This is a genomic window from Pseudomonas sp. NFPP02 (assembly GCF_900119355.1).
Classification (GTDB): Bacteria; Pseudomonadota; Gammaproteobacteria; order Pseudomonadales; family Pseudomonadaceae; genus Aquipseudomonas; species Aquipseudomonas paracarnis.
In genome coordinates this window covers 307090-323031 of the sequence record NZ_FPJI01000002.1, presented here as the reverse complement: position 1 = coordinate 323031, position 15942 = coordinate 307090, and the positions used below count along the sequence as shown (strand labels likewise).

Sequence of the window (15942 nt, the reverse complement as noted above, 5' to 3'; positions counted from 1 at the left end):
AAAACCTCATCAAACTGTTCAGGCGCATATCACTGCGGGTTGGCACGGATGCTGGAAAGCAACGATTTCAGGTTGGCAGCCTTGGGCTTGACCAGCCAGAAACGACGCAGGTAATCATCGAGGTTTTCGGCGAGGTTGCGACCCCATTCGCTGCCGGTTTCCTCGACGTACTCGTCCAGCACGTGCTGCAAGTGGTTCCGGTAGGATTCCATGGCTTCGCCGCTGATGCGCTGGATCTCGACCAACTCGTGGTTGACCTTGTCGACGAAGGTGTTGTCCTGGTCGAGCACGTAGGCGAAACCGCCGGTCATGCCCGAACCGAAGTTGTAACCGGTCTTGCCCAGTACCGCGACAAAGCCTCCGGTCATGTACTCGCAGCAGTGATCGCCAGTGCCTTCCACCACGGTGTGGGCACCGGAGTTACGCACGGCGAAACGCTCACCGGCAGTACCTGCGGCAAACAGCTTGCCACCGGTGGCGCCGTACAGGCAGGTGTTGCCGATGATGGCACTGTCCTGGGTCTTGTACACACTGCCAGCCGGCGGAACGATGACCAGTTTGCCGCCAGTCATGCCCTTGCCCACGTAGTCGTTGGCGTCGCCTTCCAGGTACATGTGCAGGCCGCCGGCGTTCCACACGCCGAAGCTCTGGCCCGCAGTGCCCTTGAAGCGGAAGGTGATCGGCGCTTTCGCCATGCCCTGGTTGCCGTGCTTGCGTGCGATTTCGCCGGAGATGCGTGCGCCGATGGAACGGTCGCAGTTGCAGATATCCAGGGCGAACTCGCCACCGCTGGCGTCGTTGATCGAGGAGCCGGCCATTTCGACCATTTTCTCGGCCAGCAGGCCTTTGTCGAACGGTGGGTTGCGGTCCACCTGGCAGAATTGTGGCTTGTCTGCCGGGATGTGATCGCTGCCCAACAGCGGCGTGAGGTCCAGGTGTTGTTGCTTGGCGGTCTGGCCTTCGAGGATGTCCAACAGGTCGGTGCGACCGATCAGCTCTTCCAGCGAACGCACGCCCAATTTGGCCAGCCACTCACGGGTTTCTTCGGCGACGTAGGTGAAGAAATTCACCACCATGTCGACGGTGCCGATGTAGTGATCCTTGCGCAGTTTTTCGTTCTGAGTCGCCACGCCGGTGGCGCAGTTGTTCAGGTGGCAGATGCGCAGGTATTTGCAGCCCAGGGCGATCATCGGCGCAGTACCGAAGCCAAAACTTTCGGCGCCGAGGATCGCGGCCTTGATCACATCGAGGCCGGTTTTCAGGCCGCCGTCGGTCTGTACTCGCACCTTGCCGCGCAGGTCGTTGCCGCGCAGGGTCTGGTGGGTTTCGGCCAGGCCGAGTTCCCACGGTGCACCGGCGTACTTGATCGAGGTCAGCGGCGAAGCGCCGGTGCCGCCGTCGTAGCCGGAGATGGTGATCAGGTCGGCATAGGCCTTGGCCACACCGGCGGCGATGGTGCCGACGCCGGCTTCTGCCACCAGTTTCACCGAGACCAGGGCCTGGGGGTTGACTTGTTTCAAGTCGAAAATCAGCTGCGACAAGTCTTCAATCGAGTAAATGTCGTGGTGCGGCGGTGGCGAGATCAACGTCACGCCCGGCACCGCATAGCGCAGCTTGGCGATCAAACCGTTTACCTTACCGCCTGGCAATTGACCACCCTCACCCGGCTTGGCGCCTTGGGCCACCTTGATCTGCAGCACCTCGGCGTTCACCAGGTACTCCGGGGTCACCCCGAAACGGCCGGTGGCCACCTGCTTGATCTTCGAGCTTTTGAGCGTGCCGTAGCGCGCCGGGTCTTCACCGCCTTCGCCGGAGTTGGAACGCGCACCCAGGCGGTTCATGGCTTCGGCCAGGGCTTCGTGAGCCTCGGGCGACAGGGCGCCCAGGGAAATACCGGCGGAGTCGAAGCGCTTGAGGATCGACTCCAGCGGCTCGACCTGGCTGATGTCCATCGGCGTGTCCAGGGTCTTCACTTTGAACAGGTCGCGGATCATCGACACCGGGCGGTTATCCACCAGGCTCGTGTATTCCTTGAACTTGGCGTAGTCGCCCTGCTGCACAGCGGCTTGCAGGGTGTTGACCACGTCCGGGTTGTAGGCATGGTATTCGCCACCGTGCACGAACTTGAGCAGGCCACCTTGCTGGATCGGCTTGCGCGCGCTCCAGGCTTCGGCGGCCAGGGCTTTTTGCTCGGCTTCGATGTCGACGAAACGCGCACCCTTGATGCGGCTCGGTACGCCACGGAAACTCAGCTCGCAGACTTCTTCGGACAGACCGATGGCTTCGAACAACTGCGCGCCACGGTAGGAGGTGACGGTGGAGATACCCATCTTCGACAGGATCTTCAGCAGGCCCTTGGTGATGCCCTTGCGGTAGTTCTTGAACACCTCATAGAGGTCTCCCAGCACTTCACCGGTACGGATCAGGTCACCCAGCACTTCGTACGCGAGGAACGGGTACACCGCCGAAGCGCCGAAACCGATCAGCACCGCAAAGTGATGCGGGTCGCGGGCAGTGGCGGTTTCCACGAGGATGTTGGAGTCGCAGCGCAGGCCTTTTTCGGTCAGGCGGTGGTGCACCGCACCGGTCGCCAGGGACGCGTGGATCGGCAACTTGCCAGGCACAATGTGACGGTCGGTCAGTACGATCTGGGTACGACCGGCACGCACGGCTTCTTCAGCCTGGTCAGCAACGTTACGCACTGCGGCTTCAAGGCCCAGGCTCTCGTCGTAGTTCAGGTCGATGATCTGGCGATCGAAGCCCGGACGCTCCAGGGTCATCAGCGAGCGCCATTTGGCCGGGGAAATGACCGGCGAGCTGAGGATCACGCGGGAGGCATGCTCAGGCGATTCCTGGAAGATGTTGCGCTCGGCGCCGAGGCACACTTCCAGGGACATCACGATGGCTTCACGCAGCGGGTCGATCGGCGGGTTGGTCACCTGGGCGAACTGCTGGCGGAAGTAGTCGTACGGCGTGCGTACGCGCTGGGACAGCACCGCCATTGGCGTGTCATCGCCCATGGAGCCGACGGCCTCGTAGCCTTGCTCACCGAGCGGACGCAGCACCTGGTCGCGCTCTTCGAACGTGACCTGGTACATCTTCATGTACTGCTTGAGCTGGTCGACGTCATAGAAAGCCGAACCGTGGTCGTTGTCTTCCATGGTCGCCTGGATGCGCAGGGCGTTCTTGCGCAGCCATTGCTTGTACGGGTGACGGGACTTCAAGCGGTTGTCGATGGCGTCGGTGTCGAGGATCTGCCCGGTCTCGGTGTCCACGGCCAGGATCTGGCCAGGGCCCACACGGCCTTTGGCGATCACGTCTTCAGGCTTGTAGTCCCACACGCCGATTTCCGAGGCGAGGGTGATGAAACCGTTGGTGGTGGTCACCCAACGCGCCGGGCGCAGGCCGTTACGGTCGAGCAGGCACACCGCATAGCGGCCGTCGGTCATGACCACGCCGGCCGGGCCGTCCCACGGTTCCATGTGCATCGAGTTGTACTCGTAGAACGCACGCAGGTCCGGGTCCATCGTCTCGACGTTCTGCCACGCTGGCGGAATGATCATGCGCACGCCACGGAACAGGTCGATGCCGCCGGTGACCATCAGTTCGAGCATGTTGTCCATGCTGGAGGAGTCGGACCCCACGCGATTGACCAGCGGGCCGAGCTCTTCGAGGTCCATCAAATCGTTGGCGAACTTGGTGCGACGGGCCTGGGCCCAGTTGCGGTTGCCAGTGATGGTATTGATCTCGCCGTTGTGGGCGAGGAAGCGGAATGGCTGGGCCAGCGGCCATTTCGGCAGGGTATTGGTGGAAAAGCGCTGGTGGAACACGCAGATTGCGGTTTGCAGGCGCTCATCGCTCAGGTCTGGATAGAAGGCGGTGAGGTCCGCCGGCATCATCAGGCCTTTATAAATGATGGTCTTGTGGGAAAAGCTGCAGATGTAATGGTCGGTGTCGGCGGCGTTGAGCACCGACGAACGACGACGGGACGTGAACAGCTTGATCGCCATGTCCTGGTCGCTCAGGCCATCGCCGGCGATGAACACTTGTTCGATCTGCGGCAGGCGCTCCAGGGCCAGGCGGCCGAGTACGCTGGTGTCGATGGGCACTTTGCGCCATCCGACGATTTGCAGGCCGGCGGCGGCGATCTCGCGGTTCATGTTCTCGCGAGCGGCTTCGGCTTTTACCGGGTCCTGGTTGAAAAACACCATGCCCACGGCGTACTGCTTGGGCAGTTCGACCGCGAATTGCTCTTTGGCGACAGCGCGCAGGAACTGGTCGGGCTTTTGAATCAGCAAGCCACAGCCGTCACCGGTCTTGCCGTCGGCGTTGATCCCACCGCGGTGGGTCATGCAGGTCAGGGCCTCGATGGCCGTTTGCAAAAGGGTATGACTGGGTTCGCCCTGCATGTGGGCTATCAGGCCGAAACCGCAGTTATCCTTGAATTCATCGGGTTGGTACAGACCTGCTTTCATAGACACTTTCTCACCAGGCTGCCTCTTTTACCGAGGCAAATTTCTTTTCAATTCAACCGGTTACCTTCCACGCCGAACGTACGCCGGCTTAGCGGGGGCAAAAGGGAGGTCATTGTACACACCGACACAGACGCTCACAAATTTAGCGACGAAATGTCGCAAATCTATGTCGCATTTATGAAAGGTTTAAAGCGATATGCTGTGCTAGTCAAAACTTTTTTAATTCTGACCGCTACGACTCAAAAGCCACTGTGACGCAGACACCACAAAGCGCGCGGTCTCTGGAGACTGCACGCACTTGCGGATTTTTTTGAGGTGCCGGGAGGGCGGCCTGGGTAAGGCCGCCGGATCTTCAGCGAGTTGCTGCCAGTTCTTGTTGAACGCTGGCAACAGTGCGAGGCCAAGGTTTACCAGCCTGAACCTTCGCTGGCAAGGCTTTGATAGCAGAATCGGCTGCGGCGCGGCTTGGGAAGCTGCCGTAGGTGATCACGTAGAGAGGTTTGCCGTTGAGCACTTTCTTGAAATAACGGTACTGGCCGCCCTGCTCTTTGACGAACGCCTGGGCGTTGGCTTCGGAGCTGGTGCCGAGGATCTGTACCACAAAGTTACCGGTAGGCTGGCTGCTGTACCAGCTGCTGCCAGCAGCGCCGGCCTTGGCAACGGTGGCGGCTGGTTTTTCCGCAGGCTTGGCGGCCGGGGCTGGTTTGGCGGCTGGCGCTGGTGCGACAGGCTTGGTCACCGGAGCAGGCTTGGCGGTAGCAACGGTGGGCGCCGGCGTAGGAGTCGGCTTGGCGACCGGAGCAACCGGCGTCGCTGGCACACCGGCCGGTACGCCTGCAGGTGGCGCGGTAGTGGTCACGGTCGGCGGCGTGGCGCTGGAGCCTTCCACCGGCACACCGTCGTCGCCTTCGGAGATGCCACCGGCTTCTTCAGCCAGAGGGCCGCGCATCACAGGTTGGCCGACCATCGGCAGGTTGGTCGGTTGGCCGGAGTTGGCAAATTCGACGTTTGGCGTGGGCTTGCCCAGTGGCAACTGCGCCTGTTCGGTTGGCGCGCCAGTGGTTGTCGGTGCTTTGTTGCGGCCCGGGATCAACCAGGCGGCGGCAACAGCGACCACGACAACGGCGGAAATAGCCAATACGTGCTTCTTAGGCATAGTGAACCCCATCTTTGGACGCTTGACCGCAGAGCGGCTGGCAATCATGGCTTCGATCATGGCATCGCGGGCAACCTGATTGATGTTTCCAGGCCAGCCATCGGAGCTTTCGTGAATATCAGAGATCTGCGCAGCGGTGAAAAGTTCGATACCCGCCCCTGCGCCTTCAAGACGTTGTGCAAGGTATTCGCGGGTTTCTTCCTCTTCGTACGGCTGCAACTCGATGACGTGAAACAGCTCCTGCTCACCGCTGATCTGCTCCAGATCGGCGATCAACGACGACTCACCGAACAGGAACACATGCGGGCGACCTTCCGGCGTACCCGCTGCCAGGGCCAGCAAGGCTTCCAGGGCCGATTCGTCGAGCTGCTCGGCATCGTCTACCAGCAGGTAGACTTCCTGGCCGGTCAGGCCCAATTGCACCACCTGCTTGAGAATCGCGTTCGGCTCGGCGTTGGAGACGTTCAACGCTTGCGCCACCTCGCGCAGTACGCCAGCCGCATCACCGGCACCGCGGGCCGATACCACCACGCTCTGCACCGATTGTTTGTTGGTGCTGGCCACAAGCGCCTGGCGCAGCAAGGTCTTGCCGCTGCCCAGAGGGCCGGTCACCACCAGCAGCAACTGGCTGTAGCGCGCGAGGTGATGCAACTGCCCCAGTACCGGCTTGCGCTGGGCGGGGAAGAACTTGAAACCCGGCACCCGTGGAGCGAAGGGGTCGTGGCTCAAGTGATAATGGCCGAGGAACGCCTCGTCGGCATGCAAACTAGTCATCGGGTCTTATTAACCTTTGAGCTGGGCCAGGGCGCGGTAATCCGCTCCCAGCGTGGCCTGTAGAATCTCTTTTGGATAATCGTCGGTCACCACGGCTTCGCCGATGTGGCGCAGCAGTACCAGTCGAAGTCGACCGTCGATCACTTTCTTGTCTATCGCCATATGTTCAAGGAAATCCGCCTCGGTCATCTCCGTGGGCGGAACGACCGGCAAACCGGCACGCTGGAACAGGCGGATACCGCGATCACGCTCTTGGGCGCTGATCCAGCCCAGGCGCTGCGACATATCCAATGCCATCACCGTACCAGCCGCCACGGCCTCCCCATGCAACCACACACCATAGCCCATGTGAGTTTCGATCGCATGGCCGAAGGTGTGGCCCAGGTTCAGCGTGGCCCGCACGCCGGACTCACGCTCGTCGGCGTTGACCACCAGCGCCTTGGCCGCGCAGGAGCGGGAAATCGCTTCGGTCAGGGCTACCTGATCGAGGCCGCGCAAGGCGTCCATGTGCTCTTCCAGCCAGGTCAGGAACGGCTCATCGCAGATCAGCCCGTACTTGATGACTTCCGCCAGGCCCGCCGACAACTCGCGCGGCGGCAAGGTGTTGAGGGTAGCGGTGTCGATCAGCACAGCCTGAGGCTGGTAGAACGCGCCGACCATGTTCTTGCCCAGCGGGTGGTTGATACCGGTCTTGCCGCCCACCGACGAATCGACCTGGGACAGCAAGGTGGTCGGCACCTGGATGAAATCCACGCCGCGCTGGTAGCAGGCCGCGGCAAACCCGGCCATGTCGCCAATCACACCGCCGCCCAGGGCGACCACAGTGGTTCGACGGTCATGGCGCGCAGTCAGCAGGCCATCAAAGATCAGTTGCAGGGTTTCCCAGTTTTTGTGGGCTTCGCCGTCAGGCAACACCACGGAGATCACCGAGTACGCCGCCAGGCTGCGGCTCAGACGCTCAAGATACAGCGGCGCGACCGTTTCGTTGGAGATGATCGCCACCTGTCGGCCGGCAATATGCGGCGCAAGCAGTTCGGGCTGGTCCAACAGACCTGCGCCAATGTGGATCGGGTAGCTGCGCTCGCCTAGATCGACCTTAAGTGTCTGCATGTGTCCCCGCGTTGAAGATGTATTAACGACCGGCACTGTCGACCTCTCGACACCGCCTGGTGGCTCTACGCCATACCTTATAAGGTCATGGCGCGCCGCCGAGAATAGCGCATTTCGGGCCAGGCTTTAACGGGGTGGCAACCGTTGCAGGCGCTCAAGGATGTCAAGTACGACCATCCGAGGTGGCCGCTCATCGGTTTCCACCACCAGATCGGCGATTTCCCGATACAGCGGATCGCGCAGCGCCAGCAGGTCCCGCAGGGTTTTCGCCGGGTCGGCGGTGCGCAGCAACGGGCGATTGCGATCACGGGCGGTACGGCCCACCTGCTGTTCGACCGACGCGTGCAAATACACCACCCGACCACCGGCATGCAGCGCTCGACGGTTTTCATCGCGCATGACGGCGCCACCGCCGGTCGCCAATACCACGCCATCGCAGCCGCACAGCTCGGCAATCATCGCCTGCTCGCGGTCACGAAAGCCCAGCTCGCCTTCTTTATCGAAGATCCATGGGATATTGGCACCCGTGCGCAATTCAATTTCCTTGTCGGAATCTTTGAACGGCAGGCGCAGCTCTTTGGCCAGCAAACGGCCGATGGTGCTTTTTCCAGCCCCCATCGGCCCTACAAGAATCAAATTTCGCACAGAATCAACGACTCACAGCAATCGCCTGGTTATTCATGATACGCGGAGTCAGGAATACCAGCAGCTCGGATTTTTTCTCCGCCAGCACATCGCGCCGGAAAAGGCGGCCAAGATACGGCACATCGCCCAAAAATGGCACTTTATCTACCACTTTGCTCTGGGTGTTGGAGAAAACCCCGCCAATGACGATGGTCTCGCCATCCCTGACCAGAACCTTGGCGTTGACCTCGTTTTTCTTGATCGGCGGCACGTCATTGAGCCGGTTCAGGTAGTCGGGCTCATCCTTGGTGACCTTGACCGCCATGATCACATGGTCGTCGGGGGTGATTTGCGGCGTGACTTCAAGCGACAGCGAAGCCTCTTTGAACGACACCGAGGTGGCGCCCTGGGAGGTGGATTCCTGATAAGGAATCTCGGTGCCTTTGAGGATGCGTGCAGTCTCTTTGTCGGAGGTGACGACCTTGGGCTGCGAGACGATCTCACCGTTGCCGGTTTTTTCCATGGCGGTCAGCTCCAGGTCCAGCAACAGGTTGTCGGTGATATAGGCGATCCCCAGGCCCGAGGTTCCGGCCAGCGACCCCAAGTCGACAAAGGGTGAACTGGGTGGGTTTTGCGGCGGCTCGGCACCCTCCGCCGGCGGCTTGGCAATACCGCCAACGCCGCCGTTGCCGCGGGTGAGCCGCCCACCCCAGCGCACACCCAGGCTTTTGTCGTAGTCGACATTGGCCTCCACAATCCGCGCCTCGATCATGACCTGGCGTACCGGGATATCCAGTTGCGCCACGATGCGCCGCAGCTCTTCGAGCCGCTCGCCAGTCTGGTAGGCGATGATGTTGTTGGTGCGGTCATCCACCGCCACCGAACCGCGCTCATCGGTGGCGCCCTCAAAGCCGGTCACCGACTGAAACAGCTTGGCCAGGTCGGCGGCCTTGGCGTAATTGACCTGCAGCAGCTCCCGACGCAAGGGCGCCAGCTCGGCCATCTGCTTGCGCGACTCCAGCATCAACAGCTCGCGAGCAGCCAATTCATCGGCGGGCGCCACCAGCAACACGCCCGCCTTGACTCGCTTGTCCAAGCCCTTGGTTTGCAGTACCAGGTCCAGAGCCTGGTCCCAGGGCACATCCTTGAGCCGCAGGGTGATCGAGCCCTGCACATCATCGCTGGTCACCAGGTTGAGCCCGGCGACATCGGCAATTTGCTGCAAGACCGCGCGCAGGTCGATGTCCTGGAAATTCAGGGTCAGCTTGGCGCCTGTATAGCTGACCGGCTGGGCACTGTCGGGCGGCGGCAGTTGGATAAGGTCCAGGCGATTGGGCACAGCAGCAGCCATCGGTGCCGTCAACGCTATCCATAGCGCCACACCGAAGGACGAGAAGGTCCTTTTCATTGTTTGATTCCGTTATGAGTTGACGTTCAGCACAAGGGTTCGCGGGCGTTCCAGCCAGGCGCCCTGTCCATCGGGAAACAGCTCCACCAGCTCGACAGCAGCGTCTTGAATGGCCGTGACCTGGCCATGGTCCGGCCCCAGGTAATCACCCACCGCCAGCCGATACACCCTGGCCCCAGCCCGCAACAAGGCAAAGGCCTGCGCACCACGGGACAACGTACCGACCATTTCGAACTGATCGAGGCGCATACCCTCCAACAGTCCCCGTGGCCGGGTGAAATCCGGGGCAAGGGCCGGGCGGCCCGGAACGTGCGGTGCCTGCAAGGCGGGCGGCGTGAACGGGTCGCGCAAGGACGAGGGTTCGTAGACAAATTGCGGCCCTGGGTCGAGCACCTGACGGGCCTTGCCGTTTTGCAGGGTGCTGCGATAGGTCTTGGCGAGCATGTTCAGACGCAACAAGGCGCCCTGATGCCCGAGCGCAATATCCTGCACGGTAACGACCCGTGGCAACCCACCCAAGGCACTGACAAACGTCGCCAGGTCGTGGTAAACCCCGGACGCGCCTATCTGCATGGGTTGTTCGATATAAAGCTGCTGAGGCGCTTCATCCAGCACGGTGATGCCTTCGACCCACACCCCATGGGCAGACGCCAGCCGGGCGATGTCTTCCAGCACGGCAGGCAGCTCGGACTCGCCGGGCAATTGCCCTAGAAGGCTGGCGAGATTGTCTTCCATGCTCCGGACTTGCCGGGTGCGCACCTCAAGGCTCGCGGCCAGGCCGGTCTTTTCTGTGAGTTGCTGCTGCAGCGCCTGCTCCCGCGCCTCAAGCCCGTGCAATCGCTCCCGCTGCGGCCCCCCATGCGAAACCTCGCCCAGCACCAGCACCATGCCGGCCAGCGCACAGCCAAGCAGCACCTTGCCCGGCAGGGACCATTTGGCAGCGTTGTAAGAGAGCGTGGAAAAATCGAGCCTGGGCAGGCTCATGGTTGCGCCCCGCTGGACTCTCCCTGGCGCACCATCAGCTGGAATTCACTTTCGCCGCGTGCACCTTCGGTTTGCACGCGCTGCAGACGGGTCGAACTGGAGCCGTGGATTGGCTTGAGTTGCTGCATCAAACGGGCGATATCCTGGTTGCTTTCTGCCGTGCCGCGAATGCTGATGGTGTCGCCGTTCGCAACCACCTCATGCAGATGGACACCTTCAGGCACCGAGCGAGCCAATTGCTCGAACAATCGGGCACCGGAAGAGCGGGCATCGTGCAGGTCCTGAACCACCTTCATGCGTTCGGCCAGTTGCTGGCTTCGCGCCTGCAAGTCGTCGATAGTCCTGATCCGCGAGTCCTGGGTAGCGATGTGCTCTTCCAGGCGGCTGTTGCGGCTTACCTGCCGGTCTATCGCCTGGTCGATCACTTGATCAGCCAACCACAGTGCCGCGAGCGCCACGCAGGCAAACGCCAGCAATAGCACCAACAGGTATTTGCGCCTGCGCTCCGCGAGGGCCTGGCGCCAAGGCAAAAGATTGATTCGTGTCATCCAGCGAAACTCCTAAGGGCCAGCCCGCAAGCCACTCCCATCCCTTGGGCATCCAAGGCCCATTGTGCACCATCGACTCTATGACCCGGCGTGAAGCTGGCAAAATCCTGAAGGCAAGCGCGCTCCAATGCAAACCCTTCTACATCGACCACCCGCGGCACCAGCCCCGCCAGGGCCAAAACCGCCTCGCGCGCTTCGACCTGCTCACGCAGGCACGCCGCCAGCATCACCTCTACCCACTGCGGGCCTTGAGCCGATGGCCCTTGAACCTGAAAGTCGATGGCCACCTCGTCCAATGGATAGGGGATGAACTGGTCGGCTTCCATCTGGATCTTCCAGGCCATTTCCTCATCACTGAGGCCGGCGTCCATGTCAATCAGCCGGGTAATTACCGACGGGCCCGCAACCGCCACGGCGGCGTACCGGGCCGAGGTACCCAGGCGCGACAGTGCCTGTTGCAGCATACGGCCCACACCCTCAAGGTCCAGCAAGGTGCCGTCCACCACCGCCTGGGGCGGCAGCATTTGCATAACGTAGCCCTGGACGCTGAAACCGCCTGATGAACGGCCCAGTTCGATCAGCTTGATGCCGCTGTCATTGATATCGACCCCCAACACCGTGTCGACTTTTCGCCTGAAAAATCCCTTTCCCATAAAACTCCCCAAAACTTTCCCTGTCATACCGGCTGTCATCTCGCCTGATTGCTGCCAGGCACCTTGCATTCGGTCGGCTTGTTCAAGGCTCGCGAATGACGCCCCAAGCTGAAAAATGCTTTAATGCCCAGCGTTTTTTCCCGCTTTTTATCTGCTGCCCGGGTCGATCCATCGTTTGCCATGCATCCCCGACGCGTAACTCATTCTTTTCTCTGGAAATCCAAAAGCCTTGATTCGTCTGCTGAAGTTTTTCGGGTACTCCATTGTCGCCATCGTTTGCGGGCTGCTGCTCGTACTCAGCGGGGCCTACCTCTACCTTAGTCCGGGTTTGCCCTCCGTAGAGGCCCTCAGAAGTATCCAGTTGCAGATTCCTTTGCGGGTCTACAGCAGCGATGAAAAACTGATCGCGGAGTTCGGCGAAATGCGCCGCACACCGATCCGTTTCGCCGACATTCCACCCAATTTCATCAGCGCTTTGTTGTCTGCCGAAGACGATAATTTCGCCAACCACTACGGCGTAGACCCCAGCAGCCTGGTGCGTGCAGCCACGCAATTGGTAAAAAGTGGACACATTCAATCGGGTGGCAGCACCATCACCATGCAGGTGGCGAAGAACTTCTTCCTCACCAGCGAACGCAGCTTTTCCCGCAAGGCCACCGAAATCCTGCTGGCGCTGCAGATCGAACGCCAGTTGACCAAGGATGAAATCCTCGAGCTGTACGTCAACAAGATCTACTTGGGCAACCGCGCTTACGGCATCGAGGCCGCGTCCCAGGTCTACTATGGCAAGTCGATTCGTGACGCCAGCCTGGCGCAAATGGCGATGATCGCCGGCCTGCCCAAGGCACCGTCGCGCTTCAACCCGCTGGCCAACCCGGCGCGCAGTAAAGAACGCCGTGACTGGATCCTGGGCCGCATGTACAAACTGGGCAAGATCGACCAGGCCGCTTATGAAAGTGCCGTAGCCGAGCCGCTGAACGCCAGCTATCACGTGCCGACGCCAGAAGTGAATGCACCCTATATCGCCGAAATGGCCCGCGCCGAGATGGTTGGCCGTTATGGCAGCGAGGCCTACACCGAAGGTTTCCGCGTCACCACGACGGTGCCGAGCAACTTGCAGGAAATCGCCAACCATTCGGTACATGAAGGCCTGATCACTTATGACCAGCGTCACGGCTACCGTGGCCCCGAGTCGCGCCTGCCGGGCAAGACCCTGAGTGCCTGGACCACCGAATTGGGCAAACAGCGTTCGATCAGCGGCCTGGACCCGGCCATCGTCACCCAAGTAACCAAGGACGGCATCCAAGTGCTGACCCGCTCTGGCGAAGCTCATGTAGCCTGGGACAGCATGAAGTGGGCACGCCCGTTCCTGAACACCAACAGCATGGGCCCGATGCCCAAGCAGCCATCCGACGTGGCCCAGGTGGGTGATTTGATCCGCGTGCAACGCCAAAAGGATGACAGCCTCAAATTCAGCCAGGTGCCGCTCGCCCAGGGCGCCCTGGTTTCCCTGGACCCGCAGAACGGTGCGATCCGCGCACTGGTCGGCGGCTTTGCCTTCGAGCAGAGCAACTACAACCGCGCTACCCAGGCCAAGCGCCAGCCGGGCTCCAGTTTCAAGCCGTTTGTCTACAGTGCCGCGCTGGACAACGGCTACACCGCCGCCAGCCTGGTCAACGACGCGCCAATCGTGTTTGTCGATGAATATCTGGACAAGGTCTGGCGTCCGAAGAATGACACCAACACGTTCCTCGGCCCGATCCGTATCCGCGAGGCGCTGTACAAGTCACGCAACCTGGTGTCGATCCGCCTGTTGCAGGCGATGGGCGTAGGCAAGACCATCGACTACATGACGCGCTTTGGCTTCGCCAAGTCGGACCTGCCGCCAAACCTGTCCCTGGCCCTGGGTACCGCGACCCTCACGCCGATGGAAATCGCCACCGGCTGGAGCACCTTTGCCAACGGCGGCTACAAGATCGCGCCGTACCTGATCGACAAGATCGAAAGCCGCAATGGCGACACCCTGTTCACCGCCAACCCGCCACGGGTACCCGGCGACGTGGTCAATGGTGTGGCCGCGACCGACGGGCTTGCGGTACCGAGCAACGGCGGTATCACCATCGAGGCGACGCCAGGCACACCGTCGGCCGCAAACGCCGGCGCACCGGCCGAACCGCAAGCGCCAGCGGTTGCCGAGCGCATCGTGGACGGCCGCACTACCTACATCCTCAACAGCATCCTGCAAGACGTGATCAAGAAGGGCACCGGCCGCCGCGCACTGGCCCTGGGCCGTGCGGATATCGCTGGCAAGACCGGTACCACCAACGAGTCCAAGGACGCGTGGTTCTCCGGCTACAACGGCGACTACGTGACCACCGTGTGGACCGGCTATGACCAGCCTGAAAGCCTGGGCCGCCGCGAGTTTGGTGGCACCGTCGCCCTGCCGATCTGGATGAGCTACATGGGCGCAGCGCTCAAGGACAAGCCGCTGCACACCCAGCCAGAGCCAGAAGGCATCCTCAGCCTGCGCATCGACCCGATCAGTGGCCGCGCAGCTTCACCGAGCACGCCGAATGCGTACTTCGAGCTGTTCAAGAGCGAAGACACACCGCCATCGGTCAACGAACTGGGCAACGGCGCAGTGCCGGGCAGCCCGCTGCCGGCGGATGAAGGCGCGCCGATCGATTTGTTCTGACCTGATCACGCTGATCGGCCGATCGTTCCCACGCTCCGCGTGGGAATGCATCCTGTGACGCTCTGCGTCACGACCTTAAAAGCAGACGCGGAGCGTCCAGGTGGGCATTCCCACGCAGAGCGTGGGAAGATCATCCACGGGACATCAGCCACAAAAAAGCCCCGACTGATCACTCAGTCGGGGCTTTTTTTGCGGGTGTGTCTACAACGGCTTAGCCGTTGAACACATCATCCACGCTTTGCAGCGGGTAGTTCTTTGGATACGGCAGGGTAGCCACACCAGTCTCGATAGCGGCCTTGGCCACGGCATCGGAGATCAGGGTGATCAGGCGCTTGTCCATTGGTTTCGGAATGATGTACTCACGACCGAATTCCAGCTTGGCGCCACCGTAGGCGTCACACACATCCTGAGGTACCGGCAGCTTGGCCAGTTCACGCAGGGCGTTGGCAGCGGCCACTTTCATTTCTTCGTTGATGCGCTTGGCGCGAACGTCCAGGGCACCACGGAAGATGAACGGGAAGCCCAATACGTTGTTGACCTGGTTCGGGTAGTCCGAACGGCCGGTGGCCATGATCACGTCGCTGCGAGTGGCGTGGGCCAGTTCTGGAGAGATTTCCGGATCCGGGTTGGAGCAGGCGAACACGATAGGGTTCGGCGCCATGGATTTGAGGCCTTCAGCGCTCAGCAGGTTCGGGCCGGACAGGCCAACGAACACGTCGGCACCGTCGAGGGCGTCAGCCAGGGTGCGCTTGGAGGACGGATGGGCAAACATCGCCTTGTACTGGTTCAGGTCGGTGCGCTCGGACTGAATCACGCCCTTGCTGTCGACCATGTAGATGTTTTCCAGCTTGGCGCCCATGCTGATGATCAGCTTCATGCAGGAAATGGCCGCGGCACCGGCGCCCAGGCAGACGATTTTCGCCTCGCCCAGGGTTTTGCCAGCAATTTCCAGGGCGTTGATCATGCCGGCTGCGGTAACGATCGCGGTGCCGTGTTGGTCATCGTGGAATACCGGAATGTCGCACTGCTCGATCAGGGCCTTTTCGATCTCGAAGCACTCAGGTGCCTTGATGTCTTCCAGGTTGATGCCACCGAACGTGATGGAAATGCGCTTGACGGTGTCGATGAACGCCTGCGGGCTTTCGGAATCGACTTCGATGTCGAAAACGTCGATGCCGGCAAAGCGCTTGAACAGCACGCCCTTACCTTCCATGACTGGCTTGGAAGCCAATGGGCCGAGGTTACCCAGGCCCAGAATCGCGGTGCCATCGGAAATCACTGCAACCAGGTTGCCTTTGCCGGTGTACTTGTACGCCAGCTCTGGGTCACGGGCGATTTCACGTACGGGTTCGGCAACACCAGGGCTGTAGGCCAGCGACAGGTCGCGGGCAGTGGCAGTGGCTTTGGTGAGCTCTACACTCAGCTTTCCTGGACGAGGATGGGCATGGTATTCGAGAGCGGCAGTTTTCAAATCAGACATATCGGCATTCCGCTTTTACTGTTGGTCGACGGACC

At 61.2% G+C, this 15942-nt stretch carries 10 protein-coding genes; 1 reads left to right on the top strand and 9 read right to left on the bottom strand.

The annotated features are described in order from the left end of the window. Positions 1-29: 29 nt before the first annotated feature. The 8 genes from gltB to pilM form a co-directional block, all read right to left on the bottom strand. The gene (gene gltB / locus BT204_RS04875) at positions 30-4475 is read right to left on the bottom strand and encodes a glutamate synthase large subunit (RefSeq protein WP_072445817.1); all 4446 of its coding nucleotides are present in this window, start codon (positions 4473-4475) and stop codon (positions 30-32) included. Positions 4476-4827: 352 nt separating this feature from the next. Beyond that, positions 4828-6405, bottom strand: a complete 1578-nt coding sequence (locus BT204_RS04865; RefSeq protein ID WP_054896205.1) for an SPOR domain-containing protein — start codon at positions 6403-6405, stop codon at positions 4828-4830. Positions 6406-6414: 9 nt separating this feature from the next. Next, entirely contained in the window at positions 6415-7515 is a 1101-nt protein-coding gene (aroB, locus tag BT204_RS04860; protein ID WP_072445815.1) for a 3-dehydroquinate synthase, read from the bottom strand. 126 nt (positions 7516-7641) lie between these two features. Then, a complete protein-coding gene (gene aroK, locus BT204_RS04855) occupies positions 7642-8160 on the bottom strand; it encodes a shikimate kinase AroK (protein ID WP_003187914.1) in 519 nt (172 codons plus the stop codon). Between the two features lie 4 nt (positions 8161-8164). Beyond that, positions 8165-9490, bottom strand: coding sequence for a type IV pilus secretin PilQ (locus BT204_RS04850; protein WP_072445813.1), 1326 nt, complete (start codon positions 9488-9490; stop codon positions 8165-8167). A gap of 69 nt (positions 9491-9559) precedes the next feature. Next, a complete protein-coding gene (locus BT204_RS04845) occupies positions 9560-10531 on the bottom strand; it encodes a pilus assembly protein PilP (RefSeq protein ID WP_072445811.1) in 972 nt (323 codons plus the stop codon). After that, positions 10528-11079 carry a PilN domain-containing protein gene (locus tag BT204_RS04840; protein ID WP_054896202.1) on the bottom strand — a complete coding sequence of 184 codons (552 nt, stop codon included), beginning with the start codon at positions 11077-11079 and terminating at the stop codon, positions 10528-10530. The genes BT204_RS04845 and BT204_RS04840 overlap by 4 nt, the downstream gene beginning before the upstream one ends. Then, complete coding sequence (gene pilM / locus BT204_RS04835; RefSeq protein ID WP_034125864.1) at positions 11076-11732, bottom strand: type IV pilus biogenesis protein PilM; 657 nt, start codon at positions 11730-11732, stop codon at positions 11076-11078. The genes BT204_RS04840 and pilM overlap by 4 nt, the downstream gene beginning before the upstream one ends. 229 nt (positions 11733-11961) lie before the next feature. On the opposite strand from pilM, the gene BT204_RS04830 reads away from it, so the two are divergent. Next, complete coding sequence (locus BT204_RS04830) at positions 11962-14427, top strand: penicillin-binding protein 1A (protein ID WP_054919448.1); 2466 nt, start codon at positions 11962-11964, stop codon at positions 14425-14427. Positions 14428-14638: 211 nt separating this feature from the next. On the opposite strand, the gene BT204_RS04825 is transcribed toward BT204_RS04830, so the two are convergent. Further along, positions 14639-15907 carry a malic enzyme-like NAD(P)-binding protein gene (locus BT204_RS04825; protein ID WP_005784034.1) on the bottom strand — a complete coding sequence of 423 codons (1269 nt, stop codon included), beginning with the start codon at positions 15905-15907 and terminating at the stop codon, positions 14639-14641. Between the last annotated feature and the right edge of the window lie 35 nt (positions 15908-15942).

Coding starts and splice junctions, on each gene's coding strand:
- gltB (WP_072445817.1), bottom strand. CDS start 4,475: ATGAAAGCAGGTCTGTACCAACCCGATGAATTCAAGGATAACTGCGGT.
- BT204_RS04865 (WP_054896205.1), bottom strand. CDS start 6,405: ATGACTAGTTTGCATGCCGACGAGGCGTTCCTCGGCCATTATCACTTG.
- aroB (WP_072445815.1), bottom strand. CDS start 7,515: ATGCAGACACTTAAGGTCGATCTAGGCGAGCGCAGCTACCCGATCCAC.
- BT204_RS04850 (WP_072445813.1), bottom strand. CDS start 9,490: ATGGCTGCTGCTGTGCCCAATCGCCTGGACCTTATCCAACTGCCGCCG.
- BT204_RS04845 (WP_072445811.1), bottom strand. CDS start 10,531: ATGAGCCTGCCCAGGCTCGATTTTTCCACGCTCTCTTACAACGCTGCC.
- BT204_RS04840 (WP_054896202.1), bottom strand. CDS start 11,079: ATGACACGAATCAATCTTTTGCCTTGGCGCCAGGCCCTCGCGGAGCGC.
- pilM (WP_034125864.1), bottom strand. CDS start 11,732: ATGGGAAAGGGATTTTTCAGGCGAAAAGTCGACACGGTGTTGGGGGTC.
- BT204_RS04825 (WP_005784034.1), bottom strand. CDS start 15,907: ATGTCTGATTTGAAAACTGCCGCTCTCGAATACCATGCCCATCCTCGT.